At 70.1% G+C, this 26,135-nt stretch carries 24 protein-coding genes and 1 pseudogene; 15 read left to right on the top strand and 10 right to left on the bottom strand.

Features of this window, described 5'->3' with window-relative positions; all coding sequences use genetic code 11:
* Nucleotides 1-9 precede the first annotated feature (9 nt).
* A complete protein-coding gene (locus F8M74_RS24130; protein WP_141254847.1) occupies nt 10-1,326 on the top strand; it encodes a lysophospholipid acyltransferase family protein in 1,317 nt (438 codons plus the stop codon).
* Here F8M74_RS24130 and F8M74_RS24125 read toward each other — a convergent pair.
* The 7 genes from F8M74_RS24125 to F8M74_RS24095 form a co-directional block, all read right to left on the bottom strand.
* Nucleotides 1,317-2,585: an MFS transporter gene (locus F8M74_RS24125; protein ID WP_140865955.1), complete on the bottom strand. Its 1,269-nt coding sequence runs from the start codon at nt 2,583-2,585 to the stop codon at nt 1,317-1,319. The genes F8M74_RS24130 and F8M74_RS24125 overlap by 10 nt on opposite strands.
* Nucleotides 2,582-3,517, bottom strand: a complete 936-nt coding sequence (locus F8M74_RS24120) for a Ppx/GppA phosphatase family protein (RefSeq protein ID WP_141254848.1) — start codon at nt 3,515-3,517, stop codon at nt 2,582-2,584. Before F8M74_RS24120 ends, F8M74_RS24125 begins: the two co-directional genes overlap by 4 nt.
* Before the next feature lie 14 nt (nt 3,518-3,531).
* Nucleotides 3,532-4,716: an aminotransferase class V-fold PLP-dependent enzyme gene (locus F8M74_RS24115; RefSeq protein ID WP_141254849.1), complete on the bottom strand. Its 1,185-nt coding sequence runs from the start codon at nt 4,714-4,716 to the stop codon at nt 3,532-3,534.
* A gap of 96 nt (nt 4,717-4,812) precedes the next feature.
* Nucleotides 4,813-6,105: a Tol-Pal system beta propeller repeat protein TolB gene (tolB, locus tag F8M74_RS24110; protein ID WP_141254850.1), complete on the bottom strand. Its 1,293-nt coding sequence runs from the start codon at nt 6,103-6,105 to the stop codon at nt 4,813-4,815.
* Nucleotides 6,102-6,890, bottom strand: a complete 789-nt coding sequence (locus F8M74_RS24105; protein ID WP_140865944.1) for an energy transducer TonB — start codon at nt 6,888-6,890, stop codon at nt 6,102-6,104. Before F8M74_RS24105 ends, tolB begins: the two co-directional genes overlap by 4 nt.
* A 3-nt stretch (nt 6,891-6,893) precedes the next feature.
* A complete protein-coding gene (gene tolR, locus F8M74_RS24100; protein ID WP_020480666.1) occupies nt 6,894-7,361 on the bottom strand; it encodes a protein TolR in 468 nt (155 codons plus the stop codon).
* A gap of 12 nt (nt 7,362-7,373) precedes the next feature.
* Entirely contained in the window at nt 7,374-8,084 is a 711-nt protein-coding gene (locus F8M74_RS24095) for a MotA/TolQ/ExbB proton channel family protein (protein WP_011555704.1), read from the bottom strand.
* A 245-nt stretch (nt 8,085-8,329) separates the two neighbouring features.
* Here F8M74_RS24095 and F8M74_RS24090 point away from each other — a divergent pair, with 245 nt between their 5' ends.
* Nucleotides 8,330-9,280 (top strand): hypothetical protein, encoded by a 951-nt coding sequence (locus F8M74_RS24090; RefSeq protein ID WP_228560262.1) that lies wholly within the window; start codon nt 8,330-8,332, stop codon nt 9,278-9,280.
* Nucleotides 9,281-9,395: 115 nt separating this feature from the next.
* The gene (murI, locus tag F8M74_RS24085; RefSeq protein WP_140865938.1) at nt 9,396-10,211 is read left to right on the top strand and encodes a glutamate racemase; all 816 of its coding nucleotides are present in this window, start codon (nt 9,396-9,398) and stop codon (nt 10,209-10,211) included.
* A 93-nt stretch (nt 10,212-10,304) separates the two neighbouring features.
* Here murI and carF read toward each other — a convergent pair whose 3' ends face one another.
* Nucleotides 10,305-11,150: a plasmanylethanolamine desaturase gene (gene carF, locus F8M74_RS24080; RefSeq protein ID WP_141254852.1), complete on the bottom strand. Its 846-nt coding sequence runs from the start codon at nt 11,148-11,150 to the stop codon at nt 10,305-10,307.
* Between the two features lie 226 nt (nt 11,151-11,376).
* On the opposite strand from carF, the gene F8M74_RS24075 reads away from it, so the two are divergent.
* The 10 genes from F8M74_RS24075 to F8M74_RS24030 all read left to right on the top strand — a co-directional run bounded on the left by F8M74_RS24075 (nt 11,377) and on the right by F8M74_RS24030 (nt 22,529).
* Nucleotides 11,377-11,943 (top strand): nickel-dependent hydrogenase large subunit, encoded by a 567-nt coding sequence (locus F8M74_RS24075; protein WP_140871274.1) that lies wholly within the window; start codon nt 11,377-11,379, stop codon nt 11,941-11,943.
* A 161-nt stretch (nt 11,944-12,104) separates the two neighbouring features.
* Entirely contained in the window at nt 12,105-12,797 is a 693-nt protein-coding gene (ftsE, locus tag F8M74_RS24070; RefSeq protein ID WP_141254853.1) for a cell division ATP-binding protein FtsE, read from the top strand.
* The gene (locus tag F8M74_RS24065) at nt 12,794-13,696 is read left to right on the top strand and encodes an ABC transporter permease (protein WP_141254854.1); all 903 of its coding nucleotides are present in this window, start codon (nt 12,794-12,796) and stop codon (nt 13,694-13,696) included. The genes ftsE and F8M74_RS24065 overlap by 4 nt, the downstream gene beginning before the upstream one ends.
* Nucleotides 13,693-14,817, top strand: a complete 1,125-nt coding sequence (locus tag F8M74_RS24060) for a murein hydrolase activator EnvC (protein WP_171410209.1) — start codon at nt 13,693-13,695, stop codon at nt 14,815-14,817. The genes F8M74_RS24065 and F8M74_RS24060 overlap by 4 nt, the downstream gene beginning before the upstream one ends.
* A 69-nt stretch (nt 14,818-14,886) precedes the next feature.
* Entirely contained in the window at nt 14,887-15,747 is an 861-nt protein-coding gene (locus tag F8M74_RS24055) for an alpha/beta fold hydrolase (RefSeq protein WP_141254856.1), read from the top strand.
* 57 nt (nt 15,748-15,804) lie between these two features.
* Nucleotides 15,805-17,181: a S41 family peptidase gene (locus tag F8M74_RS24050; protein ID WP_141254857.1), complete on the top strand. Its 1,377-nt coding sequence runs from the start codon at nt 15,805-15,807 to the stop codon at nt 17,179-17,181.
* 69 nt (nt 17,182-17,250) lie between these two features.
* Nucleotides 17,251-19,104 carry a PEGA domain-containing protein gene (locus F8M74_RS24045; RefSeq protein WP_141254858.1) on the top strand — a complete coding sequence of 618 codons (1,854 nt, stop codon included), beginning with the start codon at nt 17,251-17,253 and terminating at the stop codon, nt 19,102-19,104.
* A gap of 2 nt (nt 19,105-19,106) precedes the next feature.
* Nucleotides 19,107-19,460: a hypothetical protein gene (locus tag F8M74_RS24040; RefSeq protein WP_141254859.1), complete on the top strand. Its 354-nt coding sequence runs from the start codon at nt 19,107-19,109 to the stop codon at nt 19,458-19,460.
* Between the two features lie 239 nt (nt 19,461-19,699).
* Nucleotides 19,700-20,680: a D-alanine--D-alanine ligase gene (locus F8M74_RS24035; protein WP_141254863.1), complete on the top strand. Its 981-nt coding sequence runs from the start codon at nt 19,700-19,702 to the stop codon at nt 20,678-20,680.
* Nucleotides 20,681-21,005: 325 nt separating this feature from the next.
* The gene (locus F8M74_RS24030) at nt 21,006-22,529 is read left to right on the top strand and encodes a cellulose synthase family protein (protein WP_011555691.1); all 1,524 of its coding nucleotides are present in this window, start codon (nt 21,006-21,008) and stop codon (nt 22,527-22,529) included.
* Between the two features lie 68 nt (nt 22,530-22,597).
* Here F8M74_RS24030 and F8M74_RS24025 read toward each other — a convergent pair whose 3' ends face one another.
* A complete protein-coding gene (locus F8M74_RS24025) occupies nt 22,598-23,140 on the bottom strand; it encodes a hypothetical protein (protein WP_171410210.1) in 543 nt (180 codons plus the stop codon).
* An 83-nt stretch (nt 23,141-23,223) separates the two neighbouring features.
* Here F8M74_RS24025 and F8M74_RS24020 point away from each other — a divergent pair, with 83 nt between their 5' ends.
* Nucleotides 23,224-24,273: a PEGA domain-containing protein gene (locus F8M74_RS24020; protein WP_141254861.1), complete on the top strand. Its 1,050-nt coding sequence runs from the start codon at nt 23,224-23,226 to the stop codon at nt 24,271-24,273.
* 52 nt (nt 24,274-24,325) lie between these two features.
* On the opposite strand, the gene F8M74_RS24015 is transcribed toward F8M74_RS24020, so the two are convergent.
* Nucleotides 24,326-24,922 carry a hypothetical protein gene (locus tag F8M74_RS24015; RefSeq protein ID WP_090490296.1) on the bottom strand — a complete coding sequence of 199 codons (597 nt, stop codon included), beginning with the start codon at nt 24,920-24,922 and terminating at the stop codon, nt 24,326-24,328.
* Nucleotides 24,923-24,975: 53 nt separating this feature from the next.
* Between F8M74_RS24015 and F8M74_RS24010 the strand changes: the two are divergent.
* Nucleotides 24,976-26,135 (top strand): annotated as a pseudogene (locus F8M74_RS24010) (M1 family metallopeptidase); the annotation flags it as partial.

Raw genomic sequence — 26,135 nt, 5'->3', positions numbered from 1 at the left:
GTCTCCTCCGTGTTCTACGCGTGCGTGCGTGCGGTGGTGGCGCTGTGTCTCCGACTCTTCTATCGGGTGAAGGTGAATGCCCCGGCGCTGGAGCCGGACGGCCCGGTGCTCTTCGTGGGCAACCACCCCAACGGCCTCATCGACCCGGCGCTGGTGTTCATCCTCACGCGGCGCAAGGTGACCTTCCTGGCGAAGGCGCCGCTGTTCCGGATGCCCATCATCGGCTGGCTGCTGAAGGGGTTGGACGCGCTGCCGGTGTACCGGAAGCAGGATGACCCGGCGAAGATGGGCGGCAACGAGGGCACGCTGGATGCCGCGAAGGGCGCGCTGGTGCAGGGGCGCGCCATCACCATCTTCCCCGAGGGAAAGAGCCACTCCGAGCCCGGGCTCGCCGAGCTGAAGACGGGCGCGGCGCGCATCGCCTTGAGCGCGGCGAAGGCCGGGGCTCCGGTGCGCATCGTCCCCGTGGGGCTCACCTACGCGGAGAAGCACGTGTTCCGCAGCGAGGTGCTCATCGACGTGGGGCCCGCCATCGACGTGCAGGCCTTCCTGCCCGCGGACGCCGCGGAAGCCGATGCCGTCCGAGCCCTCACCGAGCGCATCGCCAGCGGGCTTCGCGCGGTGACGCTCAACCTGGAGCAGTGGGCGGACCTGCCGCTGGCGCAGCTGGCCGAGCAGCTCTTCGCCTTCAAGCAGGGTGGGGCGCTCGACGCGGAGCGCCTGCGACTGTGGGCGCGCGGCGTCCAGATGTTCCGCGCCCAGGAGCCGGAGCGCTTCGAGTCCCTGCGCGCGCAGCTCGCCGGCTTCCGGCACCGCATGGCGCTGGTGCAGGCGACGGGGCTGGAGGACCTGGCGCTCGTGTACCGGCCGGGGAACGTGGTGCCCTTCGTGGTGAAGAACGTGCTGGCGCTGGTGCTGGGCCTGCCGCTGTTCGCCCTGGGGCTGGGCCTGTTCTGGCTGCCCTACCAGTTGCCTCGGCTCGCCAGCCGAAACGCCGAGCTGGACGTGCAGGCCACGGTGAAGTTCCTCACCGCCTTCGTGGTGGCGTTGGTGTGGTGGGGCGGGCTGACAGCCGCCGCGGCGGTGTGGGGAAGCGCGCACCTGGCCGTGGCCGTCTTCCTCGCCGTGCCACCGCTGGCGCTGTTCACCCTCTACTTCGCCGAGCGCTGGGAGTCGCTCCAGCGCGACATCCGCGTATTCTTCACGCTGGGCAACCGCGTGCGCCTCAAGGGCTTGTTGCTCGCGGATGGCGAGCGGCTGGCCTTGGAGATGGAGCGCCTGGCCGACGAGTACCGGCCAAGGCTGGATGCCGCCGCTCAGCCCTGACGCGCGAGGGGCACTGCTTCACGGAACAGCCGGGCGCCCAGCAGCAGCGCGAAGCCGCCGAGGAGCACGGGCAGGGCATTCACCGCGATGGCGGTGTGCAGGCTGGATGCGTCCGCGATGGTGCCGATGAGCGTGGGCGAAATCGCGTCACCCAGCAGGTGGATGCACAGCACGTTCAGTCCCATGGCGAAGGCGCGGAACGCGGGCGGCACGCAGTTGACGATGGCAGCGTTGATGGGGCCGCTGTTGAGGAAGATAAGGAACTGCGCCAGGGCGATTGCCGCGAAGGTGGGGCCCACTGCCTTCAGGCTCACCGCCAGGTACATGCACGGGGCCGCCAGCATCAGGCCGATGCCGGACATCCACAGTCCGCCGCCCTCGCGCTTGCGGTCCAGCTTGTCGCCGAGCCAGCCGCCCGCCACCGTCCCCAGCAGGCCGGCCACCGCCGTAATCGCGCCGAAGATGAAGCCCGAGCTGTCCTGCGCCAGGCCGCGCTCGCGCACCAGGTACGTGGGCATCCAGAATCCCAGTCCGCCAATGGAGAACGTCATCAGCGTGTACCCGGCCGTCACCGCCCAGAAGGCCGAGTTTCGCGCCAGTCCCTTCAGGCCCACCATGAAGGGCAGCTTCGCCTGCGCGTCCGGCCCATCCATGGCGCCGCGCTGGGGCTCCGGCATGAAGAAGGCCATGGCGCCCAGAATCAGCCCGGGCACGCCCCCCGCGAAGAAGGCGACGTGCCACGAGTAGGCCTGCGTCAGCCACCCGCCCAGGCCGTAGCCCGCCGCGGCGCCCACGGGGATGGCGATGTAGAAGAACGCCAGCATCCGCGTGCGCTGCGTGCGTGGGTACAAGTCGGAGATGATGCTGGGCGCCACGGCGCCGTAGCCGGCCTCTCCGATGCCAATCACCGCGCGGGCCAGGAGCAACGCGCCGAACGAGGTGGCCAGCCCGCTGGCCCCGGTGGCCAGGCTCCAGAGAATCACGCCGCCCACCACCAGCAGCCTCCGTGGGTAGCGGTCCCCGAGGAACCCGCCCAACGGCGAGGCCAGCATGAACACCACGATGAACATGGTGCCCAGCAGGCCGGACTGCGTGTCGTTGATGCCGAATTCCTTCTGGATGTCTGGCAGCGCCACCGCGACGATGTAGCGGTCGAGGTAGTTGACCAGGTTGATGAGGGTGAGGATGAGCAGCGCATAACCCGCGTTGCTGGCGGGCACCGCGGACGCGGCCGGTGAGGCCGCGGGTTGGGCGTTCATGAAGAGGTGGCTCCGGCTCCAAAGCGGTGCGCGAGCAGGCCCCAGCGCAGGCCCCTATCACTGACGCGGCAGGCATCCAGTCCCAGCGCCTTCACCGATTCCAGCAAGATGAGGGCGCCCGCGGGGATGACGTCCGCGCGCTTGGGCTGCATGCCGGGCAGGGCGCGCCGCTCTTCCAACGGCATGGCGCACAGCCGGTCCGCCAGGGCGGACAGTTGGCCCACGGACAGCGTGCCGCCGTGGACCTGCTCCGCGACGTAAGGGTGGATGGCGTGCTGCACGGCGTACAGCGTCGTCACCGTGCCCGCGACGCCCACCAGGGCTGCGCCGGGCGGCGGGGCGGGGAGGGCGCGGAAGGTGTCGCGCAGGTGGGCTTCGACACGCGCGCGGTCCTCGGACGTCATCGGGTCCGCGCCGACGAAGCGCTCCGTCAGGCGCACCGCGCCCACGTCGAAGCTGTGGCGGAAGTCCACGTGGCCGCCACGGTTGCCGTAGATGAACTCCGTGGAGCCGCCGCCAATGTCGAGCACCAGCAGGGGGCCCGCCGCGTCCGACGCGAAGTCCGAGTGCACCGCGGCGAAGGACAGCTCCGCCTCCATGGCGCCGGAGATGATTTCCACTGTCACGTTCGCGCGCGCCTTCGCGGCGGCGAGGAACTCCGCGCCGTTCTCCGCGTCACGCGCGGCGCTGGTGGCGGATACGGCGATGCCTTCCGCGCCCAGCTCGCGCGCCTCGCGAGCGAAGGACTCCAGCACCTGGAGCGTCGCCTCCATGCCTTCAGCGGAGAGCTTGCGCGTCGCATCCACGCCCCTGCCCAGGCGGGTGATTTCCGCGCGCTCCCGCACGGCCTCGAAACGGCCCTCCGGGGTGCGCTCCGCGACGAGCAGGAGGACGGAGTTGCTGCCAATGTCGATGGTGGCGAAACGCGACATGCGCGGCAGCCTACTCAACGCAGCAGCGCTTCCAAAGCGTCGCCCAGGGCCTGGTAGTCGGCGGGGGTGTTGTAGAGCTGGGCGGAGAGACGCACATGCCGGTGCGGCGGACGGGGCCAGGGGGTGATTTGCGCCTCGATGCGGTATTCGTCGAACAGGCGCAGGTGGAGCGGGTCCACGTAGAGCGGGGGCTGGGGGACTTCGGGGAAGCCGTCCGGCAGCGTCACCGTGGCCATGCTGCCGACCATGTCCTCGGGGCAGGTGGGTTGGGTGCCCAGCCGCGCGCACAGCAGGTTCTGCGCCGCCAGCACCTTGGCCCGGTTCGAGGCCATGACCTCCGGCCAGCCGCCGGGAAGCAGCCCGCCCATGAAGCGAATCACCTCGGGCACGCAGAGCACGGCCGAAGGGTCGTGCGTCCCCGTCCAGTCGAAGTCCAACCGGAAGCGGGAACGGTCCGTCCGCCGGGAGTTGTGCCCATGGCTCACGGACAGGGGCTTGATGGCGGGCTGGAGGTCGCGCCGGACGTGGAGGAGCGCGGCGCCCTTGGGGGCGCACATCCACTTGTGGCAGTTGCCCGTGTAGTAGCCGGCGCCCAGCGTGCGCAGTGACAGCGGCAGCATGCCTGGCCCGTGCGCGCCATCCACCAGCGTCTCCACGCCGCGCTCGCGCAGGGCGGCGACGAGCTGCTCCAGCGGCATCACCAGGGCCGTCTGACTGGACACGTGGTCCACCAGGAACAGGCGTGTGCGCGGGGTGACGTGGGGCATCACGGCGTCCACCACCGACTGCGCGGACGGCACCGGCCAGGGCAGCTTCGCCACCACCACCTTGGCGCCCCACTGCGACGCCACGAAGTCCAGCGCGTTGCGGCTGGCGTTGTACTCGTGGTCGGTGGTGAGCAGCTCGTCGCCAGGGGCGAAGCGCAGCGAGCGCAGCACCGTACTCACCCCCGCCGTCGCATTGGGGACGAAGCCCAGGTCGTCCGCGTCCGCGTCGAGGAAGGTGGCGAGCGCGGCGCGGGCGTCATCCAGCAGCGGCTCGATTTCGCGGTGGAGGAGGCGCACCGGCTCGGCTTCCAGGCGCGCGCGCAGCTCGGACTGTCGCTGGAGGACGGCTGTCGGACAGGCGCCGAACGAGCCGTGGTTCAGGAAGACGACCTCGGGGTCCAGGCTCCAGTGGCTGCGGAAGGGCACGCTCATGGGGGAGGACTCGACCCGAGCGCGCCCCGGCTGTCAACGGACGTCCCGGTGCCGGGCGCGGGGCGCTCGCTGGCGCCCCACAGGCCCAGGGGACGGCTACTGCGCCTGCGGCAGCGGCGACCAGTCCGGCGTCTGGTAGGTGCCCTTCTCGGCGCGCAGCGGCAGCTGGTTGTTGCCGTCCGCCGTCATGACGTAGAGCTGCGAGCCGCCGTTGCGCGTGGACGTGAAGACGATGAGCCGCCCGTTGGGAGAGAAGGCGGGCTCCTCGTTGCTGCCCTGGTCCTGCGTGAGGCGCGTCACCTTGCCCGTCTCCACGCTGACGGTGAAGAGGTCAAAGGCGTTGCGCTCGTCGCGAGCGGTGAAGACGATGAGGTCTCCGCGCGGCGACCAGTCCGGCGTCTGGTTGTAGTTGCCCTGGAAGGTGAGCCGGCGCACGCCCGTGCCATCCGCGTTCATGATGTAGACCTGCGGGCTGCCGCCCCGGTTGGACACGAAGGCGATGCGCTTGCCGTCCGGCGACCAGGAGGGGCTGGTGTTGAGCCCGTAGGGCGTGTCGGTGAGCGCGCGCGCGCCGCTGCCGTCCGCGTTGGCCACATACACCTGGGCGCTCTCGCCCTCCGCCAGCGAGTACGCGATGCGCTTGCCGTCCGGAGAGAAGGCCGCGCCGGTGGCCATCTGCTCGCCGGAGATGACGGCCTTCGCCTCACCGCCGGGGGACTGCACGTAGATGTCCGGGCGATTCTTGCGGTACGTGGTGAAGGCGACCTGCGAGCCATCCTGGCTCAGCGCGGGCAGGATGTTGATGCCGCCCTTGGTGAGCGCCCGGGCGTTGCCGCCGTCCCAGTCCGCCACGTACACGTCGCGGTTGGTGCCCGCCTTGCGCACGTAGGTGATGCGAGACAGGAAGGGGCTGGGCTCGCGAGTGAAGTGCCGGTAGAGCGCGTCCGCCAGGCGGTGCGCCAGCAGCGAGGCGTTGTCGGCGGGCGCGTCCTTGGACACCTTCAGGTCCTCGCGGCCGGTGCCCACGTTGAACAGGCGCAGCTCACCGCGCAGCACGCCACCGTCCTGTGCCAGCGACACCTTCACGAGCGCTTCGGCGCCCACGTCCGCCCAGCGGCTGAAGTTGATGCTGGCCGCGGCCATGCCTTCCTTCGCGTCCGCCGTGAAGCCCTTGCGGTCCAGCACCTGGAGGATGCCGGAGGCAGCCAGGTCGAAGCTGAAGGCCGAGTCGAAGGGCGCAACCAACGCCTTCGCGCCATCGTTCTGCGTCAGGGGCGCGGGCACCGCTACGGGCAGCGGGCGGAAGTTGGCGCCGGAGATTTCGATGGTGGGCGCCTGCGCGAGCGCGACGACGGGGAGGAGCAGCAGGGAGAGGAGCAGGGCTTTCATAGGGCGTTGAACACCAGGTTGACGCCGCTCTTCTGCAGGGCGTTCCGGAGATGGTCCGGTGGAGGAGAAAAGGGCGCGGCCTTGCGCACGGCCGTGACGACGGCCGAGTCGAAGAGGTCGTTCCCACTGGCCTTGGTGAGATTCACGTCCAGCACTTCACCCGTGCGGCCCAGGCGCACCGCCACCATGGCCTTGAGGTGCAGCCGCTCGGATTCGGGGATGGTGTCCGCCACGCTGTAGTGGCGGCGGACCTGCGACTGGAGCAGGCCGAAGTAGCGCTCGCCTTCCGCGGTGGCCGAGTCGCCGTCCGGGTCGCCGTCCTCGGCGCCTTCCGCCTCCTCGGGCTCGGCCGCCTTGGCCGTCTTGTCGAAGGCACCGAAGAGCCGCTTGCGACGGTCCTCGCCCGTCGTCTCGCCCTTCTGCGGCGTGGGCTTGGACGTGGAGGGTTCCGGCTGCACACCAGGAATGGGCACCGCCACCTTGGCGGGCGAGGGCTCCGGGGGTGGGGCCTCTGGAGCGGGCTTGGGCGCGTCCACCTTCTTGGGCGGCGGTGGCAGCTGCTCCTTGCGCGGCAGCAGCTTGGAGTCGCGCGGCTTGCCCAGGCGCACCAGCGTGGCGCGAATGGGCTTGGTGTCCAGGTCCACCTTGGGCGTGGCGGAGAAGCGCGCGTAGGCAATCGCCGCCACCAGCACCAGGATGTGCCCCACGACGGACACCACCACGAAGCGCGACAGCCGCGTGGAGCGCGTGACGAGCAGGCTGTGGCTTACCGCGGAGGGCGTCATGGGCTAGCGCTTCGCTTCCTTCGACTTGCCTTTGCCAGTGTTGGACGTTCGACCCGCGGTCGACGGGTCCGTGATCATGCCCACGTTGCCAATGCCCGCGCGCTGGGCCGCGGCCATGACCTCCACCACCACACCGTACGGCACGTCCCGGTCCGCGTGGAGATAGACTTCCTTGTCGGCCTGCGCCTTGGCGTTGGCGGCGAGCTTCTGCTCCAGCTCTTCCAGCGCCACTTCCGCGTCACCGATGTAGACCTTGCGCCCCGCGTCGATGGAGAGGACCAGTTTCTTCTCCGTGGCCTCCACCGGCGCGGCCTTGGTCTCCGGCAGGTTCACCTTCACGCCCTGCTGGATGAGGGGCGCCGTCACCATGAAGATGATGAGCAGCACCAACATCACGTCCACCATGGGCGTGACGTTGATTTCGCTCATGGTGGTGCGGCCACCGCCGCGGTTGCCTCCGCCCATTCCCATGGTGGCCCCCGGCTACCGGAAGAAGTGACGCTTGATGATGTTGAGGAAGTCCGCGGAGAAGTTCGACATCTCCGTGTCGAACACCTTGATGCGGCTGACGAACGAGTTGTAGGCGACCACCGCCGGAATCGCCGCGAACAGGCCCGCGGCGGTGGCGAAGAGCGCGTTGCCCACCGGCGCGGCCACCGTGGCCAGCGTCGCGTTGCCCTGCTCGGCAATCTGGTTGAACGCGCTCAGGATGCCGATGACGGTGCCGAACAGGCCCACGAAGGGCGACGCCGCGCCCACGGTGCCCAGGAAGGACACCCGGTTCTCCAACTCGGTGATTTGCGCCGTGGAGGCCCGGTGGAGCGCGCGCTCCACGTTCTCGATGCCGCCCAGCCGCTCGGCCAGCGCGCCTTCGGTGCCGCCCTCCTTGGCTTGCGCCAGCTTGGTCAGCTCTTCATAGCCGGCGCAGAAGACCTTCGACAGCGGCGAGCCGTCGAGCTTCTGGGCCGTCTGGTAGATGGCCTCCAGGCGCGAGGCCTTCCAGAAGGTGTCGAGGAAGGTGAGAGACTGTGCGCGAGCCTTGGCGAGCTGGGACGCCTTCATGGCGATGAGGGCCCAGGAGGCCACGGATACGCCCATCAGGAGCAGCAGGACTGCCAGCTCGATGAGGGAGGCGTCGCGGATGATCTCCACGTAGTTCATGGCGCCAAGCGCCAGGGGCAGGTGGGGCGTCATGGGGAGCAGCGCGTAACACTCCGATAAGACAGGGTCAAACAATGGGGAAACGGTTGCTTGCTTGAGCTGGATTGCCCAGGGCGGTGAATAATTCCCGCCGCCGCCCGTCGGATGGAGCAGAAGCGGGCCGAACACCTCACTGCCCCACCGACAGGTGCCCCATGAACTCCCGGTTGCTGGTCGCATTCCTCTGCTTGTTTGCGATCCTCCCTGGCTGTGTCGTCCATGAAGAGCCGTGCTGCGATGTGCCCCGCTACGAGGGGGACGTGACCTTCCGCTGGAGCTTCGGCGGTCAGCGCTGCGACGATGACCGCGCGGTCCATGGCGTCAACGTCATCATCCCCGGCGAGGTGCTGGCCAACGACGGCCGCTACAACTGCCAGGCGAACGGCTTCGACGGCATCGTCCTCCACCGATTCGCGCCGGGGACCTACTCGTTCCGCCTGGAAGGCGTCGGCTACGGCAATGAGTTGCTGTACGAGACCCATGGAACCTTCACCGTGGACGGCAACGTGACGGTGAACGTGGACCTGACCCCGGTGGGCGCTCCGCCGTCCTTCGCCTACCTGAGCTGGCTCTTCCCGCCGAACAGCTACAGCCCCAGCCCCAACTGCAACCAGGCGGGGATCACCCACGTCGAGGCGAGCGTGGATGGCGGTGACTGGGCGCGCTTCGAGTGCTGGGAAGGGCACGCCGCCAACCAGATCCGCACGCCGTACCTGGATCCGGGCTACCACGGGTTGGAGCTCGTCGCCGTCGATAGGAATGGCCTGCCCTGGTACTACTTCGGGGGCGACATCCTCACCCAGTTGGGGCAGCCGACCTCCCACACCGGGTCGATGTGGGCCATTGGCGGGGCCTCTGTCCGGTGGGAGCTGCGCTCGCGTTACGGGAACCGCCAGACCTGCTACGAGGCCGGCCTGCAGCGCGTGGGCATCAACTTCCGCGACCTCCACACCGGCGAACTGGTGTACGGCGACGTCGGTGACTGGCACGACTGCGTCGATGGCCCGAATGAAAGCTCGGTGGTCGTGTACCAGTTCCTGCGGCCCGGCCGTTACGTGGTGGAGATGTACGCCAGCGCTCGCGACGGTCGCGAGTACTTCTCGCCGAACAACTCGCCCGTCATCGACGTGGTCGCCCACCAGTTCCCGGGCCCGAACTCCTCGCTGCCGGTGTACCTCATCGAGGACTGAGCGCGGCAGGTGGGCTGGGCAGTGAGCGGAGGGCCGGGATGATGCATCCCGGCCCTTCGTGCGTTCAGCGGGGCTGCCGCTGGCGCTGGCATCAAACGTGATAGGGACACGCTCCATGCGGCAAGGCAGCCACAGTCCCATTGGTGTCTTCGATTCAGGCGTCGGCGGGCTCACCGTCCTCAAGGCCCTCATGTCCCGGCTCCCTCACGAGAGCACGGTGTACCTGGGGGACACCGCGCGAGTGCCCTACGGCACCAAGTCCGGCGAGGTGGTGACGCGCTACTCGCTGAAGAACGCGGAGTTCCTCCTGGAGCGCGGCATCAAGCTGCTGGTGGTGGCGTGCAACACCGCTTCGGCCGTGGCGCTGCCCGCGCTGGAGGCGGCGCTGCCGGTGCCGGTGGTGGGCGTCATCCTCCCCGGCGCGCGGGCGGCGCTGGCGCGCACGCAGGGGGGCGGGGTGGGTATCATCGGTACACCCGGCACCATCCGCTCGGGCGCCTACCAGCGTGCCCTTGAGTCCGCGGACCCACGGGTGCGGGCGAAGGCCCGCGCCTGTCCGCTCTTCGTGCCGCTGGCGGAAGAGGGGTGGACCACGGGCGACGTGCCCCTGCTGGTGGCGCGCGACTACCTGGCCGAGTTCACCCGCGACGGCGTGGACACCCTGGTGCTGGGCTGTACGCACTACCCGCTGCTCAAGGGCGTCATCGCGGAGGTGGTGGGGCCCCAGGTGGCGCTGGTGGACTCGGCGGAGGCCACCGCGGACGCCGTGGCCGCGCTGCTGTCGGAGCGGGACGGACTGGCGCCGGCGTCGCGAGGCACGCCGGAGCACGCGTACTACGTCACCGACGTGCCGGAGCGCTTCATGGAGGTGGGGGCCCGTTTCCTGGGCCGGCCCATCACCGCGGCGGAGCAGGTGGACCTGACCTTCTGACGGGTGACGCGGCGCGCTGACGACGGGTGCGCGCCGCGGACGCACGAACGCCCGCCGCGGCAGGCCGGGCGGGCGTTCTGGTACGGCGGAGGACTACGGGCGCGTGGAGGCGGGCTTCTCCTGCACGGTGGCCTGGGTGAGCAGCTCCTTGGCCGCTTGCACCACCGGGGCCTCGCTGCCACCCGCGGCGACCACCAGCGCGCGCGCCGCTTCCGCGCCGATGTCGTCCTGGCGCGGCAGCAGGCCCGTGGCCCAGGTGATGAGGCGCTCGGCGGTGGGGAAGAAGTGGACCATCGTCAGCGGCTTGTTCATCCAGCCCACGGTGATGCAGTAGTACTTGTTGTACGGCTTGGTGTGGTGGATGCGGTGGTGGTCGGGGGGCAGGATGAGGTGCACGCGCTGGAGGAAGCCGACGAGCGCGGGCGGCGAGTCCATGTGCGACCACTTGTGGAACTGGTTGGTCGCCATCACCCAGAAAATCATCGCGCCGAGGAAGGACGCGCAGAACACCCAGCCCGGGCCGCTCATGGGCAGGCACAGGGCCATGATGGCCACCGGTAGGGAGATGAGGCAGTTGTTGCCGTTGGTCTCCACGAAGTCGTGGCGGGTGATGGCCTTCTCGTCCACGTGGTGCTCGCGGAAGGGGCGGATGAGCGCCTTGCCCAGCAGCGGCATCTCCGTGGAGCCCCACGTGTCGCCCATCCAGTGGACGAAGCCGGAGACGAAGTCCGCGGCGAGGTAGCCCAGCAGCACCGCGCTGAGCAGCAGCCACGTGCCCGCATAGGGGTTGCCCCACAGCCGGTACACCAGCGCCACCTCCAGTGAGACGAAGGAGACGATGGCGGCAATCTCCATCGCGCGGATGGCGGGTGAGTACCCCTGGGCCAGCACCTGGGCGTCTTGCTGGCGCACCTTCTTTTCAATCTCTTGGGTCTTCATCCGGGCGTCCTCGCCGTTGGTGGGGGGGTCGAGAACCCCGTCCGTCAGCCTGTACGTATCCCAGCCGCTTTCAGCTTTTCAACGGAACTGCCGGGCAATCGCCATGGCCTGCACGGTTGGTGGGCCAGGGAGTCACTCGTGTGCGTGTGGCAGCACGAAGGACGCGAGCAGGTCACGCTTACCTTGTGTCGTGCGGATGCGGCTGCTACGGTCCGCGACCTCGGCGATGACGAAAACCTTCGAAAAAGCCGTCACCGGCTTCAATCACAACATCAAGCACAAGGGGAAGGTCTACCACGTCCAGACCGAGGACTCGGGCGTCAACAACCCCCACATCATCACCCACCTGTTCGTGGGCGGGAACATCCTCGCGTCGAAGAAGACGTCCTACGCGGACATCCTCAACGCGGAGAACCTCGCGGAGGTCGTGCGTGAGTTGATGGAGGAGCAGCACAAGGAGATGCTGCGCAACCTCATCAACGGGGTGTACGACAGCTACGAGTCCACCGCGCGCAGCTACCAGCCCGGTCAGCTCGCGGCGGATACGGACCCGGCGCAGGTGAAGTTGCAGCCCGGCCAGTCCATGGCGCAGCGGCCGCCTCCGCCTCCTCCTCCCGTGGTGGTCCCCGCACCCGTGGTGGTTCCTCCGGAGGTCGCCGCGGCGCGCGCCCTCAAGGAGAAGCCGAAGATCAACGAGATTGGCGTGGAGACGCTCTTCGGCGAGGACCTCATCTCGGAGAAGAGCCTCGACGAGGTCATCCTCAGCTACCTGGCGGGTGAGGGCGAGCAGTAGCCGCCCACGGGGTCTTCCGGATGTGGGCGCCTGGCGTGCCCGTCCGGACATGTCTCCAGGGGTTCGTACGGCCTGGGCGAGCGGGCAGGAGTCCCTCTCGCGGGGCGTGCGTGGGTGATGCCGCCCGGGCGTGGTAGGTTGGCGGCCTTCCGCCCGCCGCCATGATTCAGTTCTTCCACGTATACAAGGCGTATCCCGGCGACCCACCGGTGTTGTCGGACATCAACCTCAACGTGGAGAAGGGCGAGTTCGTGTTCCTCACGGGCCCTTCGGGCGCGGGGAAGACGACGCTGCTGAAGCTCATCTTCTGCGCGGAGAAGGCCACCAAGGGGCAGATTCTCGTGGGCGGCCGCAACATCGCCCGCATCCGTGAGTCCGCGGTGCCGTACCTGCGGCGCAACATCGGGGTGGTGTTCCAGGACTTCAAGCTGCTGCCGCACAGGACGGTGGAGGACAACGTGTCCTTCACGCTGGACGTGCTGGGTGTGCCCCGCGCGGAGGCGCGCGAGAAGGTGCGGCGCATGCTCAAGCTGGTGGGGCTGGAGCACAAGGCGGGCTCGTACCCCCTGCGCCTGTCGGGTGGAGAGCAGCAGCGCGTCGTCATCGCGCGGGCGCTCGTCAATGACCCCACCATCCTCCTGGCGGACGAGCCCACCGGCAACCTGGACCCGGCGCTCACCGTCGAAATCATGGACCTGCTCACGCAGGTCAACGTGCGCGGCACCACGGTGATGGTGGCCACGCACGACGCGACGCTGCTGTCGCGCTACCAGAAGCGCACCGTGCGCCTGGAGCGCGGGCAGATTGTGTCCGACGAGGACGGCGTCAAGGCGGCGCGCCGGATGGTGGTATGAGCGCGCTGTCGAAGGTGACGTACTTCTGCCGCTCGGCGGCGGTGGGGCTGAAGCACTCGCCCTTCGTGCACTTCATCGCGGTGACGACCATCGCCATCGCCTTGTTCTCCGCGGGCATGGCCCGGGGCGCGGCGCGGGTGCTGGACAACCTCCTGGCGTCGCTCGGCGGCGAGGTGGAGGTGACGGTGTACCTGTCGCCGGAACTGGACGCGGACGAGGTCCACGGGGTGCGTGCCCGCGTGCTGGCGCTCAGCGGGGGTGAGGTGACGCTGGTGTCGCCGGACGCCGCGCTCTCACGGCTGCGTGCGGAGCTGGGCGACCTGGGCGAGGCGCTGGCGGAGCTGCCGGAGAACCCGCTGCCGGTGTCGCTGGAGCTGCGCGTGCCGCCGGAGCGGCGCAACCCGGACGCGCTCCTGGCGTTGGCGAAGGCGTTGCGAGCGGCGCCTGGCGTGGCCGGCGTGGACTATGGTGAGGCGGCGGTGCAACGGCTGTCCGCCATCGCCCGGGCGCTGCGCTTCGGCTCACTGGTGGCCTTCGCGGTGGTGCTGGGCGCCACCGTGGTCATCGTGGCGGCGACGCTGCAGTTGGCCATCTATTCGCGGCGCGGCGAGATTGAAATCCAGAAGCTGGTGGGCGCCACGGACCGCTTCGTCAAGGCGCCCTTCCTGCTGGAGGGCCTGCTCCAGGGCGTGCTGGGCGCGGCGGTGGCGCTCTTCGGGCTATGGGCCTTCGGCCGGGTGCTCGGGCCCACGTTGGGCGCGCTCTTCGCCTTCCTGTTGGGGCCCGGCGTCGCGGCGCCGTGGGTGGAGCCCCGGCTGGCGCTGGAGCTGCTGTGCGCTGGCTGCGGCCTGGGACTGGGCGGCAGCTTCGTCGCCGTGGGGCGCTTCCTCCGCGTATGAGCCGGCGCCTCCTCCTGGCACTGGGGCTGTGGGCCTCGACGGCGGCGGCTCCGGCGACGGCGGCCGAGGAGGCCGAACAGGCCGCGGTGCGTGATCGGCTGAGCGCGCAGCGCGCGACGCTGGCGCTGGTGGAGGCGAAGAAGCTCTCCGTGCTGGAGGGCGTGGAGCTGATGCAGGAGATGGCCGCGTTCTCCCGCCGACGCGTGCGCTCGCTGGAAGGGGACCTGGCGGTGTTCCGCCGGCGCGTGCTGCTGGCGGAGCGCGAGCAGGCCGTGCTGGCCGAGGCGCTGAAGCTGCAACTGCGCCGGCTGTCTCCGCGCCTGCGCACGCTGTACCGCCTGATGCGCCGCCGCCCGCTGGAGGTGCTGCTGTCGGCCGAGGACTTCGCCGCGCTGGTGTGGCGCGCCCGGGCGCTGGAGGCCAGCATGTCCGGCGACCTGGAGCTGCTGCGCACCGTGCAGCGTGTGGCGCGGCTGCAGCGTCAGGCGACGCGCGAGCTGGAGCGGCTCCATGCGTCGCTCGCCGCGCGCATGGCCTTCCTCCAGGAGCAGGAGCGGCTGGCCCGCATGCAGCAGGAAGGGCTGGAGGAGGTGGTAGGCACGCTCGCGGGCGAGGCGGAGCTGGCCCGGCGCGCGGTGCGCGAGCTGGAGCAGGCCGACGCGGAGCTGACGCGCATGGTGCAGGACCTGAAGGAGCTGCCCGCGACGAGCGGCTTCGGCGCGCTGCGAGGCAGGCTCCCCCGGCCCGTGTCAGGCATCGTCGAGGTGGGCTTCGGCAAGGTCGTCAACCCGCGCTTCAACACCGTCACCGTCCAGAAGGGCCTGGACATCCGCGCCGCCGCGGGCACGCCGGTACGGGCCGTGGCCGAGGGCACCGTCGCCTATGCCGGCGCCCTGCGCGGCTACGGCAACCTGCTCATCCTGGACCACGGCGACGGCTACCACACCCTCATGGCCCACCTGTCCTCTATCACCCCCGAGCTGGGCGGCATGGTGCTTCCCGGAGACGTGGTGGGCGAGGTGGGGGACACTGGTTCTCTCAAGGGCGCCTACCTGTACTTCGAAGTGCGCAAGGGCGGGCAGGCGGTCGACCCCGCCCTGTGGCTGGCGCCCGGGCCCTGACGCGTTGCGGCAAGTTCGCGGACGCGTTGTTATTGTCGTGGGACCCTTCTGCGAGGAGCAGGCGAGCGCATGGACCTGATGGGCGGAATGCAAAAGGCGCTGCGGCACATGCTGGTGGCGCGTGGTGTCGAGTCCACGACAATGCAGGTCGGTGACCAGACGGTGCACCACTACGCGTTGACGGGGCAGGGCAAGGGGCCGCCAGTGGTGCTGGTGCACGGGCTGGGCGGCTCGGCGAACGGCTTTGGGCGCACGCTCTTCGGCATGGCGAAGCGCTTCTCCCGTGTGTACGCCCCGGACCTGCCGGGACACGGCTTCTCCGTGGAGTACTGCGGCGGAGAGGTGTGTGTGCGCAACCAGTTAGAGGTGCTGCGCGCCTACGTGGAAGAGGTGGTGAAGGCGCCGGCCTTCGTGGTGGGCAACTCGCTGGGGGGCGCCATGGCGGTGAACCTGGCGGCGGATCACCCCGAATGGGTCCGCGCGCTGGCGCTGGTGGCTCCCGCGGGCGCGCAGCTGCCGGAGGCGGAGAACACCGCGCTGCTCAACTCGTTCGTCGTGAAGTCCCCCGCGGAGGCGCGTGCCTTCACGCGGCGGTTGTTCCACCGTCCGCCCCTGCCCGCGCTGCTGTTCGCCTACGAGCTGCGGCACTTCTACGACACACCCACCGTACGGGCGCTGACCGCGGAGGCGCTGGCCACGCGCGCCTGCCTGGAGCCGGAGCAGGTGCGCAACCTGGCCATGCCGCTGCTGTTCCTGTGGGGCGGCAGTGAGCGGCTGCTGCCGTCGGAGACGCTGAACTGGTACCGCGCCCACCTGCCTGCCCATGCGCAGGTGCGCGTGGTGGATGGCTTCGGGCACGTGCCGCAGTTGGAGCGTCCGGACGAGCTGGTGTCGCACCTGGTGCGTTTCGCCGACTCGGCGGAGCTGTGAGGGCCAGGTAGACTGGTACGAGCCTTCCGGGGCCGCCCCGGGAAAGGACGTACCGACGTGACGGGTTCCTCCCAGCCATGGCGCGCGGCGCTGACCGCCTTCTTCCTCCTGAGTGCTCCGTGGGCGCATGCCGCGGAGCCGCCCAGGAAGGACGCGGGGACGGCGGGCCGCGCGGAGCAGGCCGAGCGCGACGACGCCACGTACCGGCAGCTGGAGGTGTTCGCGCGGGTGCTCTCCTACGTGGAGAACAACTACGTGGAGTCGCCGGACCGCCAGCGGCTCATCTACGGCGCCATCCAGGGCATGCTGGAGACGTTGGATCCGCACACGGTGTTCCTCCCGCCCGACGTGTACCGGGAGATGAAAATCGACACCTCGGGCGAGTGGGGCGGCCTGGGCATCGAAATCGCGCGCAATGGCGAGCGCATCGTGGTGGTGGCGCCCATCGACGACACCCCCGCGGCGCGCGCGGGCATCAAGGCCGGCGATGAGCTGGTCGGCATCGACGGTGAGCGGACCGAGGGCATGGACGTGGGGCGCGCGCTGCAGAAGATGCGCGGCCCGGCCGGCGGACGCGTGCTGCTGACCATCATGCGCGACGGCTTCAGCGCGCCGCGCGAAATCGCCATCATCCGGGACCACATCCGCATCGTGTCCGTGGAGGGCGCGCTGCATGGTGGCATCGGCCATGTGAAGGTGAAGAACTTCCAGGACCGCACCGACCTGTACCTCCGCAAGGAGCTGGACCGGCTGCGCGCGCTCAATGGCGGCAAGGAGCTGCGCGGGCTGGTGCTGGACCTGCGCAACAACCCGGGCGGGCTGCTGGACCAGGCGGTGGCGGTGAGCGACCGGTTCCTGCCGGGCAACCTGCCCATCGTTTCCACGCGAGGGCGGGATGGCCGAAACGCCACCGTGGAGCGCAGCAAGGACCGCGACACGGAGAAGGACTACCCCGTCGTGGTGCTGGTCAACGCGGGCAGCGCCTCCGCGTCCGAAATCGTGGCGGGCGCGCTCCAGGACCATGGCCGCGCAACCATCCTGGGCGCGCCTACCTTCGGCAAGGGCAGCGTCCAGACGGTCATCGAGTTGGAGGACGGCTCCGGGCTGAAGCTGACCATCGCGCGCTACTACACGCCCAAGGGCCGCAGCATCCAGGAGCGCGGCATCACCCCGGACTTCCTCGTCCCCGACGAGCCTGGAGGCAAGGTGCCGCGCGACGTGGTGCGGGAGAAGGACCTGCAGCGCCACTTTCGCGCCGAGCCGACGGCGGCGACCGAGCCCGCCGCGCCGGAGCCTCGAGGGCTGCCAGAGAATCTCAAGCCCTGGGACGTCACCGCGAAGCTGGAGGACCATCCCTTGAGGGTCGCCCTGGACTATCTCCACGGAATGGCATCCGCTCCCGCGCGCACTCCATCCCGGGCAGCGGGTCGTTGAGGACTCCTTCTCACTTGCATTTCGCCGTGCAGTCCGTTTGATGCGCAACGGGCAAAAGGTGAACGAGAGATGCGACCTTCGAATGTGCGAGCGGTTCATGCCGCGTTGAGTGGATGGCTGGTGGGACTGCTGGCCGTGGGACCCGCGGCGGCGCAGACGCCGGTGTCCTCGCGGCTGGTACCCCGGGCCTTGAGCGCGGCGACGGCGGATGCGCCGGCCGATGCGGCATCGGTCACCGTTGTGGCCATTGCGTTGGACGCGGCGGCCCGTGGCGACGCGGCCCGGCTGGCGCGCGAGGCGGAGCTGGCGGTGACGCGCTCGGGGCGGCTGAAGCTGGTGCGCCTATCGGACGCGCTGGACGCGGACGGGCAGCGCGAGCGCCAGGCCCGTGAGGCCGAGGCCGCCGAGGCGATGAAGGCGGGCCAACGCGCCTACGACGAGCTCGACACCGAGAAGGCGCTCGAGCACTTCGACAAGGCGGTGCGCGGCTACGAGGGCGCCGACCTCTCCCAGCGCTTCACCGAGCTGAGCCGCGCGCGGGTGATGAAGGCCGCGTCGCAGGTGGCCAACGGTGAGAACACCGCCGCGCAGTTGGAGATTCGCACCGCGCTGGCGCTGAACCCGGAGGCGCGCTTCTCGCCCAACTTCTTCCCACCGGAGGAGATGACCTTCGTGGAGAAGGAGCGCAAGGCGGTGCTCACCGGCTCCAAGGCCAGCCTGCGCGTGAGCACCGAGCCGGTACCGGCCCAGGTGTTCGTGGACGGCCAGTTCCGGGGCATCTCGCCGGTGGACGTCGCCGACCTTTCGGCCGCGGACCACTACGTGACGGTGGTGGCGCCGGGCTACGCGCTGACGCAGCGCCGGGAGCGCGACGGCGAGGTCAGCCTGACGCTGGCCCCCGTGGCGGCGCAGAAGGGCCTGCAGACGTTCACCGAGCAGGCGGCGCGCAAGCCGGAGAGCCCGGAGCGCGACGCGGCCCTGCGTGAGCTGGGAACGCTCGCGGGCGTGTCCCAGGTGCTGGCGCTCTTGGTGCGCGGTGGCGCCGGGACCGCGCCGCTGGAGGTGACGGGCCTGCGCCTGGACGTGTCGGATGGCCACAACCAGGCCTACGCGATGGGGACGGTGCCGCGCGGGGATGGGCTGGTGGATGGTTCGCAGGCGCTGCTGGCGCAGTTGGTGTCGGCGGATGCGCCGCGCCAGGGCGGAAAGCCGGTGACGCACTTCGCGGGTGGCGTCAGCAACACGCGCCGCACCGTGGGCTACGTGCTGATGGCCACCGGCGTGGCGCTGCTGGCCGGCGGCGTCTACTTCGGCATGGAGGCCTCCGCGAAGTCGGATGACTTCAAGCGCGCGGCGCAGAACAGCAGCCGCGCCCAGGACCTCAAGAGCACGGGCAAGTCGTACGCGCTGGTGGCCGACGTCGGCATCCTCCTGGGCCTCGCGTCGGCGGGCGCGGGCGGCTACCTGGCCTTCGCCAACGGCGGCGGTGGTTCGAAGTCGCCCTCCCGCGCGAGCCGCCCCGCGCCGTCGCCCGTCTCCGCGGCCGCGGCCGCGCCGCAGGACACGCCTCCCGCGCCGCAGGACACGCCTCCCGCGCCGAAGGAGGCCCCCGCCGCGGAGAAGGAGCCGTTGCCCATGCCTCCGCCTCCCGCGCAGACGGTGCCGGCCTCGAAGCAGAAGGAACCCAGCACGTCCAACAAGCGCGCGCAGGAGGACGAGGCGCGCCAGCGCGAGGAAGAGCTCCGCAAGCGCCGTGAAGAAGTGGAGCGCCAGCGCAAGGAACTGGAGGAGCGGCGCAAGCAGGAGGAGGCAGCGGCGCAGCGCGAGCAGGAAGAGCGGCGGCGGCAGGAGGAGCGGCGGCGAGAGGAAGAGAAGAAGAAGAAGCGGCCCGCACTCGACGATGACGATCTCCGGAACTACTAGCCATGCGCCGTCCCTTGCGAAACCTCGTTGCTTTCATGGCCCTGAGCACCGGGCTGTCCGCGTGCAGCCTCCTCGTCGACTTCGACGAGGAAGGGCAGCCCTGCGATGAGCTCAACCAGTGCCTGGATGGCTACACCTGCGTCGACAACGCGTGCGTCCCCGTCGACGGCGCGCCGTCCGATGGCGGCTCTGATGCGGGCACCGATGGTGGCCTGAACACCGACGGTGGCCTGAACACGGATTCGGGAACCACTGACTCGGACGCGGGCTCGGAAGAGCCGGACGCCGGGCTCCCGGACGACGCGGGCACCACCGGACCGGGCCCCATCCTGGAGCCGGAGTTCCCGGCCAGCTGACCTGCCTCACCCGAGGTCCGCGGCTCGCGGCGTGGAGACGGAGCGGCGCCTGATGCGGGCCGCCCGCTCCGTGGCGTCCCGGCCACGCCGCGGCCCGGAGGACACGCCTGCTCTTCGCGCACGGCGTGGCTGAAGTCCCTCACCCGATGCGGTTTCCGAGGGAGACCGTCCCGCTCCGCCCACCGCCGCGTGGCTGGCATCATCCATGCTCTGTGCTCCGCCCAGGAGGCAACATCGACATGGGCAAGCGCGTGGGAGTGCTGATGGGCGGGTGGGGCGAGGAGCGGGAGATTTCGCTCAAGACGGGAGAGGCCGTGGTGGCGGCGCTCGAGTCCCGGGGCCATCAGGTGACCCGCATCTTCGCGGGGCCGGGCCTGGACCGGGCACTGCGCGCGGCCGAACTGGACGTGGCCTTCGTCGCGCTCCACGGGCGCATGGGCGAGGACGGCCGGGTGCAGGGCCTGCTGGAGTTGCTGGAGCTGCCGTACACGGGCTCGGGCGTGCTGGCGTCGGCGCTGGCCATGAACAAGCCCTTCGCCAAGCGACTCTTCCGCCTGCACAACCTGGCCACGCCCCATGGCTACACGGTGGCGCGCGAGGACGCGGGGCGCGCCCTGGCTCTGCACGGCGACCTGGGCTTCCCGTGCGTGGTGAAGCCCGCGTGCGGCGGCTCGTCGGTGGGGCTGGCCGTGGTGCGTGAGCCGGAGGCGCTGGCGTTCGCGGTGGCGCAGGCCAGCCGGTTCGGCGGCGAGGCCCTGGTGGAGCGCTACGTGGCGGGCCGGGAAGTCACGGTGGGTATCCTCGGAGGCCAGGTGCTGGGCAGCTGCGAGGTGGCCACGCCGCGCGAGGGCTTCGACTTCGACGCCAAGTACAAGGGTGGGGCCGCGTACTTCTGCCCACCCCGGCTGTCTCCCACGCGCGTGGCCAACGTGGAGGCCCTGGCACTGGCGGCCTACCGCGCGCTGGGCTGCCGCGGGCAGGCACGGGTGGACCTGATGTGCTCGGACACGGAGAACGACGTGGTGCTGGAGGTGAACACGCTGCCGGGCTTCACCCCCACCAGCCTGCTGCCGAAAATCGCCGCAAGGGCCGGGCTGGACTTCGCCGCGCTGACGGAGCGCATCCTGGCGCTGGCCACCCATGACGAAGCCGGTGTCCTGGAGGCCCCCGCTGTGGAGACCCCGCCGGGTTTGGGCGCGCCTTGTCGCGCGGTGAGCTGACCCCTCAGGTCGGTCGACCCCTGGCGTTGTTTCAACCCCGGCGCCAGGGACACAAGCTGGGTGTCATAGGAGTGACGCAGGGTGTCAGCGCCCCGTGAACGGAACGTTCAAATCCGGGGAATAGTTTGACACGGCCTTGAACGCATTCCTATTGTCCGGCGCCGATCACTCCCCGAAGGTCAAAACCTTGTCTTTTCGGGTACATACGATGTGGGGGCTTGGACGACCCATCTCGCGCCGGTCCGCGCGAGACGGAATCAGCCGGGCCGCCCCGCACGGAAGGACCGCAGGCCCTCTGGGCTGTGGCAGGGGTTGAGCGTCACCGATGACCACCGTCGAGATCATCTTCCTGGGCGTCTATTTCAGTCTCTTGTGCGTGCTGGGAGTCTACGGCTCGCACAGGTACCGGATGGCGTTCCTGTACTACCGGCACAAGTTCAAGCTGCCGACGCCGAAGGGCGCGCTGGAGTCGCTGCCCAAGGTCACCATCCAGCTCCCCATCTTCAATGAGATGTACGTGGTGGAGCGCCTGGTGGAGTCGGTGTGCCGCATCGACTATCCGCGCGACCTGCTCGAAATCCAGGTCCTCGACGACTCGACGGATGAGACGTGTGGCATCGCCCGGGCGTGCGTGGAGCGTCAGCGCCAGAAGGGGCATGACATCGTCTATATCCACCGCGTCAACCGCCAGGGCTTCAAGGCGGGGGCGCTGGAGAACGGCCTGAAGCTGGCGAAGGGCCAGTTCGTGGCCGTGTTCGATGCGGACTTCGTGCCCAGCCCCGACTTCCTGATGCGCACCGTGCCGTTCTTCTCGGACGACAAGGTGGGCATGGTGCAGGTGCGCTGGGGCCACCTGAACCGTGAGTTCTCGCTGCTGACGCAGGCCCAGAGCATCTTCCTGGATGGGCACTTCATCATCGAGCACACCGCGCGCAACCGCGCGGGCTGCTTCTTCAACTTCAACGGCACCGCCGGCATCTGGCGCCGTGACACGATTTCCGACGCGGGCGGCTGGCAGCACGACACGCTCACCGAGGACCTGGACCTGAGCTACCGCGCCCAGCTGAAGGGCTGGCAGTTCGTGTTCCTGCCCGAGGTCATCTCCCCGGCCGAAGTGCCGGTGGACATGAACGCCTTCAAGAGCCAGCAGCACCGCTGGGCCAAGGGCTCCATCCAGACGGCGAAGAAGCTGCTGCCCACCATTCTCAAGAGCGACCTGCCGCTGGTGGTGAAGCGCGAGGCGTTCTTCCACCTCACCAACAACATGGCGTACCTGTTGATGGTGCTGCTGTCGGTGCTGATGCCCATCAGCATGGTGGTGCGCTTCCAGCACGGCCTCTACGGCACGCTGTTCCTGGACCTGCCCTTCTTCCTCACGGCCACCGCCAGCGTCTGCTTCTTCTACGTGGCGGCGCAGCGTGAGCGCGGCGCGAAGGGGTGGGAGCGGGTGAAGTACCTGCCGTTCCTCATGAGCCTGGGCATCGGCATGGCCATCAGCAACGCCAAGGCGGTGGCCGAGGCGCTGCTCAACCAGCAGTCGGGCTTCGCGCGCACGCCGAAGACGGGTGCCGAGGGCAAGAAGGCCGTCACCGTCAAGAAGGCGTACCGGGGCAGCAAGTCGCTGCTGCCGCTGGTGGAGCTGCTGTTCGCCGCGTACTTCACCGGCGCGCTGTGGTTCGCCATCGACGCGCGCATCTACACGTCGGTGCCCTTCATCGTCCTGTTCCTGGCGGGCTTCCTGTACGTGGGCAGCTCCAGCCTCCTGCAGGGACTGTCCGGCCGGATGAAGCTGGTGGAGTCCACCCCCGCGGTGGACGCCGCCGACGAGCAGCCCCGCCGCGCGGCCTGAGCGGCATCCTTCCTTCGGGAAGGCCGGGGGTGAGGCTGGCACCGCGCCGCCTCACCCCTTTCGCGTTTCTAGGTGCCCGCGTCCGGCGAAGTGCCCGCATCCGGCGGGCCCCGCAGTAGCACCTGCTCCAGCCGCACGCTGGGGGCGCCCGACGGAGCCGTGCGGCAGTCCTCGTCGATGGAGGTGCTGGCCGCCGAGCGCAGCGTCAGGCCCGCGTCCGTGCACCGCACCACCTCTGTCGGAAAGGTGACGGGGCAGGGCGTCCCCGCGCCGGAGAAGCCGGTGGCACGCGTTTCGCCCACGAAGCCCGCGGGGGTGCGCCGCAGGACGATGGACGGCGAGCCCGCGTCCGGGGCGTCCACCGCTGCCGAGTCATGTGCGCGGACGACGGCGAGTGAGAGTGTGCTGCCGTCATCGTCGCCGTAGTACCGGAAGGCCGGATTCCCCGCGTGGTGGTACTCGCCGCCCAGGTTCTGCTCGCAGCCGGCGGGAATCTTCACCGCGGGTGGAGGGGGGGGCACGGGCTCCGTCCGGGGCGGCGCCTTCGCGGAGCACGCGGTGAGGGAGAGGACGCTGAGGTGGAGGGCCAGTGTGGGCAGGACGCGGTGCATGGGGCGCGGATATTCTCCCAATCCGCAATGCCCTGGGACTCTGTTTGATTCCCTTGGGATGACTCTCTAACCTTCGGTTCGTCATGAGCCTCCACCGCATCGTCGTCTTCGCCCTGGTGACTGTCCTGGCCGCCCCTTCGGCCGCGCTCGCGCAGGATGACTTCCTGGCGCCGCTCACCGCGCCGTCGACGCCCAAGACGGGCAAGCCCAAGGTGGTGAAGAAGAAGCCCGCGAAGGCGCCCGTCAAGAAGCCCGCGCGCGCGAAGGCGCCCGCGAAGGGAAGCAAGAAGCCCGCGGCCGAGGACGACCTGCTGCTGGCGCCGCTGACGCCCGTGAAGACGGAGGTGCTCGTCCGGATGACGGGCAACGTGCGCGGCGCGAAGCTGTTCGTGGATGGGAAGGAGTTCGGCGTCCTCTCCTCGGCCCCCGTGCCGGTGGAGGTCCGTCCGGGCGAGCACCATCTGGTGGTACGCCGGCAGGGTTACGCCGACTTCACGCGGCGCATCGACGTGAAGTCGGGCACGCAGGCGGAGGTGCTGGTGTCCATGGACGCCACCATGGGCTTCGCCACGCTGACGGCGGATGTGGCGGACGCGGTGGTGATGGTGGACGGGCAGCAGGTGGGCGCCGTGCCGCAGGCCAACGTGTTGCTGCGTCCGGGTTCGCGTGAGATTGAGTTCCGGGCCCCGGGCTTCAAGCCGGACGTGCACAACATCACCGTGTTCGCGGGCCGGACGTACGAGGTGACGGGCAACCTGCGGCCCCTGCTGGACACGTCCGTGGCCACCGCCGACGTGCCGAAGAGCCCGGTGCTGGAGCCGTCCTCGAAGCTGGACCCCGACGACGAGACGGCCCCGGGCCTGTCGTTCGCAGGGGACCCGGAGACGCCCGAGGTGGAGGGCTCCAAGCCGTGGTACGGCCGCTGGTACGTGTGGGCCGGCATTGGCGCGGTGGTCGCCGCCGGCACGGTGGGCGCGGTGATGGCGACGCAGGGTGGTGGCGCCAGCCCGCTGAGCCCCGAGGCGGTGTGCGGTCCCGCCGGGTGTGACGCCGTGCTGGGTGGCATCCGCTCGGTGCGCGGTGGAGGTGCGAGGCTTCAGGCTCCCCCTCCCGCCGGCGCGATCCGCTTCTGATGCGGTCGTGAATCGTCCCGCCCTCGACGTGGGCGGGACGGTGCCACGGGTTCTACTGGTCGCGCAGGTCGTCGTTGTCGGCGCGGCTGCCCGGGGCGAGCAGCAGGTACACGTCGCTCACCCGTCCCACGCCCCAGGTGTCCAGCGCGGTCGCGCGGACCTGGAAGGGAGCGGAATCGGGAAGCAGGTGGGTGATGTCCACTTCGCCCGCCTCGAAGTTGAAGGCGCGGCGGCCCACGCTGTCCACCTGCTCCCGGCCCATGTGGACCGCCTCGGTGAAGCCCACGGTGGCGCGCCGGGTCACCTGTCCACTGGCGTCCAACACCTCCAGCAGCAGGAAGTTGTCCACGGCGATGCCGAGCGTGCCCTTCGCGTCGCCGTAGAGGCGGGCCCGGTGTCCATCGAGGCTCAGCGTGGGCGTCTGGCCGGTGGCGACGACGCGCGGCGTGCGCTCGCCTTCGGTGGCGTCCACCTCGATGTCTTCGCGCAGCTTGGTCAGCGTGTGTGTCTCGCGGGCGGGCGTGTCCAGCAGGAGCCGAACGGCACGGGGCTCGGTCGAGGTGGACGTGGGCGTGGCCGAGGCGGGCACCTGCCGCGCACAGGCCATCAGCCCCAGGGTGGCGGCCATGACGAGCGTTCGAGAATGCATGGGAGGTCCAGGGTAGATGAGCAGGGGTGACCCGGGTCAATTAGCATGGCCGCATGCGGACCTTCCTCCATGGGTGCCTGCTGTGGTGTGTGCTCTCTGGGGCGCCGGCGTGGGGCAGTGCGCCCGCGGAACCCCCGGTTTCTCCCGAGGTGCAGCTGTGCCTCCAGCACCTGAAGCCCGTCGAGCGTGCGCGGGCCGCGAAGGCGCTGGGTCCCCTGGAGGAGCTGCCGCTCTACCGCGTGCAACTGGAGGTGGACCCGGAGACCCGTGGGGTGAAGGGCCGGGTGCAGGTGGAGGTGCTGGCCCGGAAGCATCCGCTCACCGAGCTGTACCTGCGGCTGACGCCCAACGCGCAGGGCCGCCGGGTGACGCTGTCGGACGCGAAGCTGGGCGGCCGGCCCGTCAAACTGGAGCGGCCGGAGCCCACGCTGTACCGCCTGTCCTTGGAGTCCGAGCCCGTGCCGCCGGGCGCCGCCGCGGTGCTGGACGTCGCGGTGGAGGGCCTGGTGCCGCGCGCCGCCGCGCCCTCGGGCGGCGGTGCGGGAGGCCTCCTCGGCGGTTTGATGGGCGGTGGGGGCGGGCGTCCTTCGGGCGGCGACCACGGGGCTTTCTCCGCCACGGCGGACTTCATCAGTCTGGTGGGCGTGGTGCCCCAGGTTCCGCCGGTGGGCGAGGACGGCAAGCCCTGGGACGGCCCGCAGGGGATTGGCGATTTAGGCCTCTATGAGCCGGCGCACGTGCTGGCCACCGTCACCGTGCCCACGGGCTGGGCGGTGCACGCCACCGGCGTGCCCATGGGCGAGGTGCCGGAGCGGGATGGGCGGGTGCGCTACGCCTTCGCCGCCGCGGCGGTGCGCGACTTTCCCCTCTTCGTGTCGCGGGGCTACGCCAGCTCCACCGCCACGGTGAATGGCGTCACGGTGGAGAGCCACTACGCCGCGGCGGACCAGTCCGCGGGCGAGCGCGTGTTGAAGTACGCCACGTCGATGCTGGCGGAGTTCGAGCGCCGTCTGGGGCCGCTGCCATACACGCACTTCCGCGTGGTGCAGGCGCCGCTGTCGGGGGGCGCGGGCGGCATGGAGTTCCCGGGGCTGGTCACCATCGCGACGCAGCTGTACCGCGGCGCGGCGGGGGCCTCCGAGATGCTGGGTGGCAGCATGCAGGGCATGGAGGACCTGGAGGCGATGCTGGGCATGCTGGGGCAGAGCGGGGG

The sequence above is a fragment of the Myxococcus sp. CA023 genome (assembly GCF_010998615.1).
Classification (GTDB): domain Bacteria; phylum Myxococcota; class Myxococcia; order Myxococcales; family Myxococcaceae; genus Myxococcus.
Note: the sequence above shows the minus strand (reverse complement) of the source record. Positions and strands in the feature narration are given on the sequence as shown.

Coding starts and splice junctions, on each gene's coding strand:
- F8M74_RS24120 (WP_141254848.1), bottom strand. CDS start 3,517: ATGTCGCGTTTCGCCACCATCGACATTGGCAGCAACTCCGTCCTCCTG.
- tolB (WP_141254850.1), bottom strand. CDS start 6,105: ATGAAAGCCCTGCTCCTCTCCCTGCTGCTCCTCCCCGTCGTCGCGCTC.
- F8M74_RS24025 (WP_171410210.1), bottom strand. CDS start 23,140: ATGCACCGCGTCCTGCCCACACTGGCCCTCCACCTCAGCGTCCTCTCC.
- F8M74_RS24105 (WP_140865944.1), bottom strand. CDS start 6,890: ATGACGCCCTCCGCGGTAAGCCACAGCCTGCTCGTCACGCGCTCCACG.
- F8M74_RS24115 (WP_141254849.1), bottom strand. CDS start 4,716: ATGAGCGTGCCCTTCCGCAGCCACTGGAGCCTGGACCCCGAGGTCGTC.
- F8M74_RS24125 (WP_140865955.1), bottom strand. CDS start 2,585: ATGAACGCCCAACCCGCGGCCTCACCGGCCGCGTCCGCGGTGCCCGCC.
- F8M74_RS24045 (WP_141254858.1), top strand. CDS start 17,251: ATGCGACCTTCGAATGTGCGAGCGGTTCATGCCGCGTTGAGTGGATGG.
- F8M74_RS24015 (WP_090490296.1), bottom strand. CDS start 24,922: ATGCATTCTCGAACGCTCGTCATGGCCGCCACCCTGGGGCTGATGGCC.
- murI (WP_140865938.1), top strand. CDS start 9,396: ATGCGGCAAGGCAGCCACAGTCCCATTGGTGTCTTCGATTCAGGCGTC.
- carF (WP_141254852.1), bottom strand. CDS start 11,150: ATGAAGACCCAAGAGATTGAAAAGAAGGTGCGCCAGCAAGACGCCCAG.
- F8M74_RS24060 (WP_171410209.1), top strand. CDS start 13,693: ATGAGCCGGCGCCTCCTCCTGGCACTGGGGCTGTGGGCCTCGACGGCG.
- F8M74_RS24095 (WP_011555704.1), bottom strand. CDS start 8,084: ATGACGCCCCACCTGCCCCTGGCGCTTGGCGCCATGAACTACGTGGAG.
- tolR (WP_020480666.1), bottom strand. CDS start 7,361: ATGGGAATGGGCGGAGGCAACCGCGGCGGTGGCCGCACCACCATGAGC.
- F8M74_RS24020 (WP_141254861.1), top strand. CDS start 23,224: ATGAGCCTCCACCGCATCGTCGTCTTCGCCCTGGTGACTGTCCTGGCC.
- F8M74_RS24030 (WP_011555691.1), top strand. CDS start 21,006: ATGACCACCGTCGAGATCATCTTCCTGGGCGTCTATTTCAGTCTCTTG.
- F8M74_RS24055 (WP_141254856.1), top strand. CDS start 14,887: ATGGACCTGATGGGCGGAATGCAAAAGGCGCTGCGGCACATGCTGGTG.
- F8M74_RS24065 (WP_141254854.1), top strand. CDS start 12,794: ATGAGCGCGCTGTCGAAGGTGACGTACTTCTGCCGCTCGGCGGCGGTG.
- ftsE (WP_141254853.1), top strand. CDS start 12,105: ATGATTCAGTTCTTCCACGTATACAAGGCGTATCCCGGCGACCCACCG.
- F8M74_RS24040 (WP_141254859.1), top strand. CDS start 19,107: ATGCGCCGTCCCTTGCGAAACCTCGTTGCTTTCATGGCCCTGAGCACC.
- F8M74_RS24035 (WP_141254863.1), top strand. CDS start 19,700: ATGGGCAAGCGCGTGGGAGTGCTGATGGGCGGGTGGGGCGAGGAGCGG.
- F8M74_RS24075 (WP_140871274.1), top strand. CDS start 11,377: ATGACGAAAACCTTCGAAAAAGCCGTCACCGGCTTCAATCACAACATC.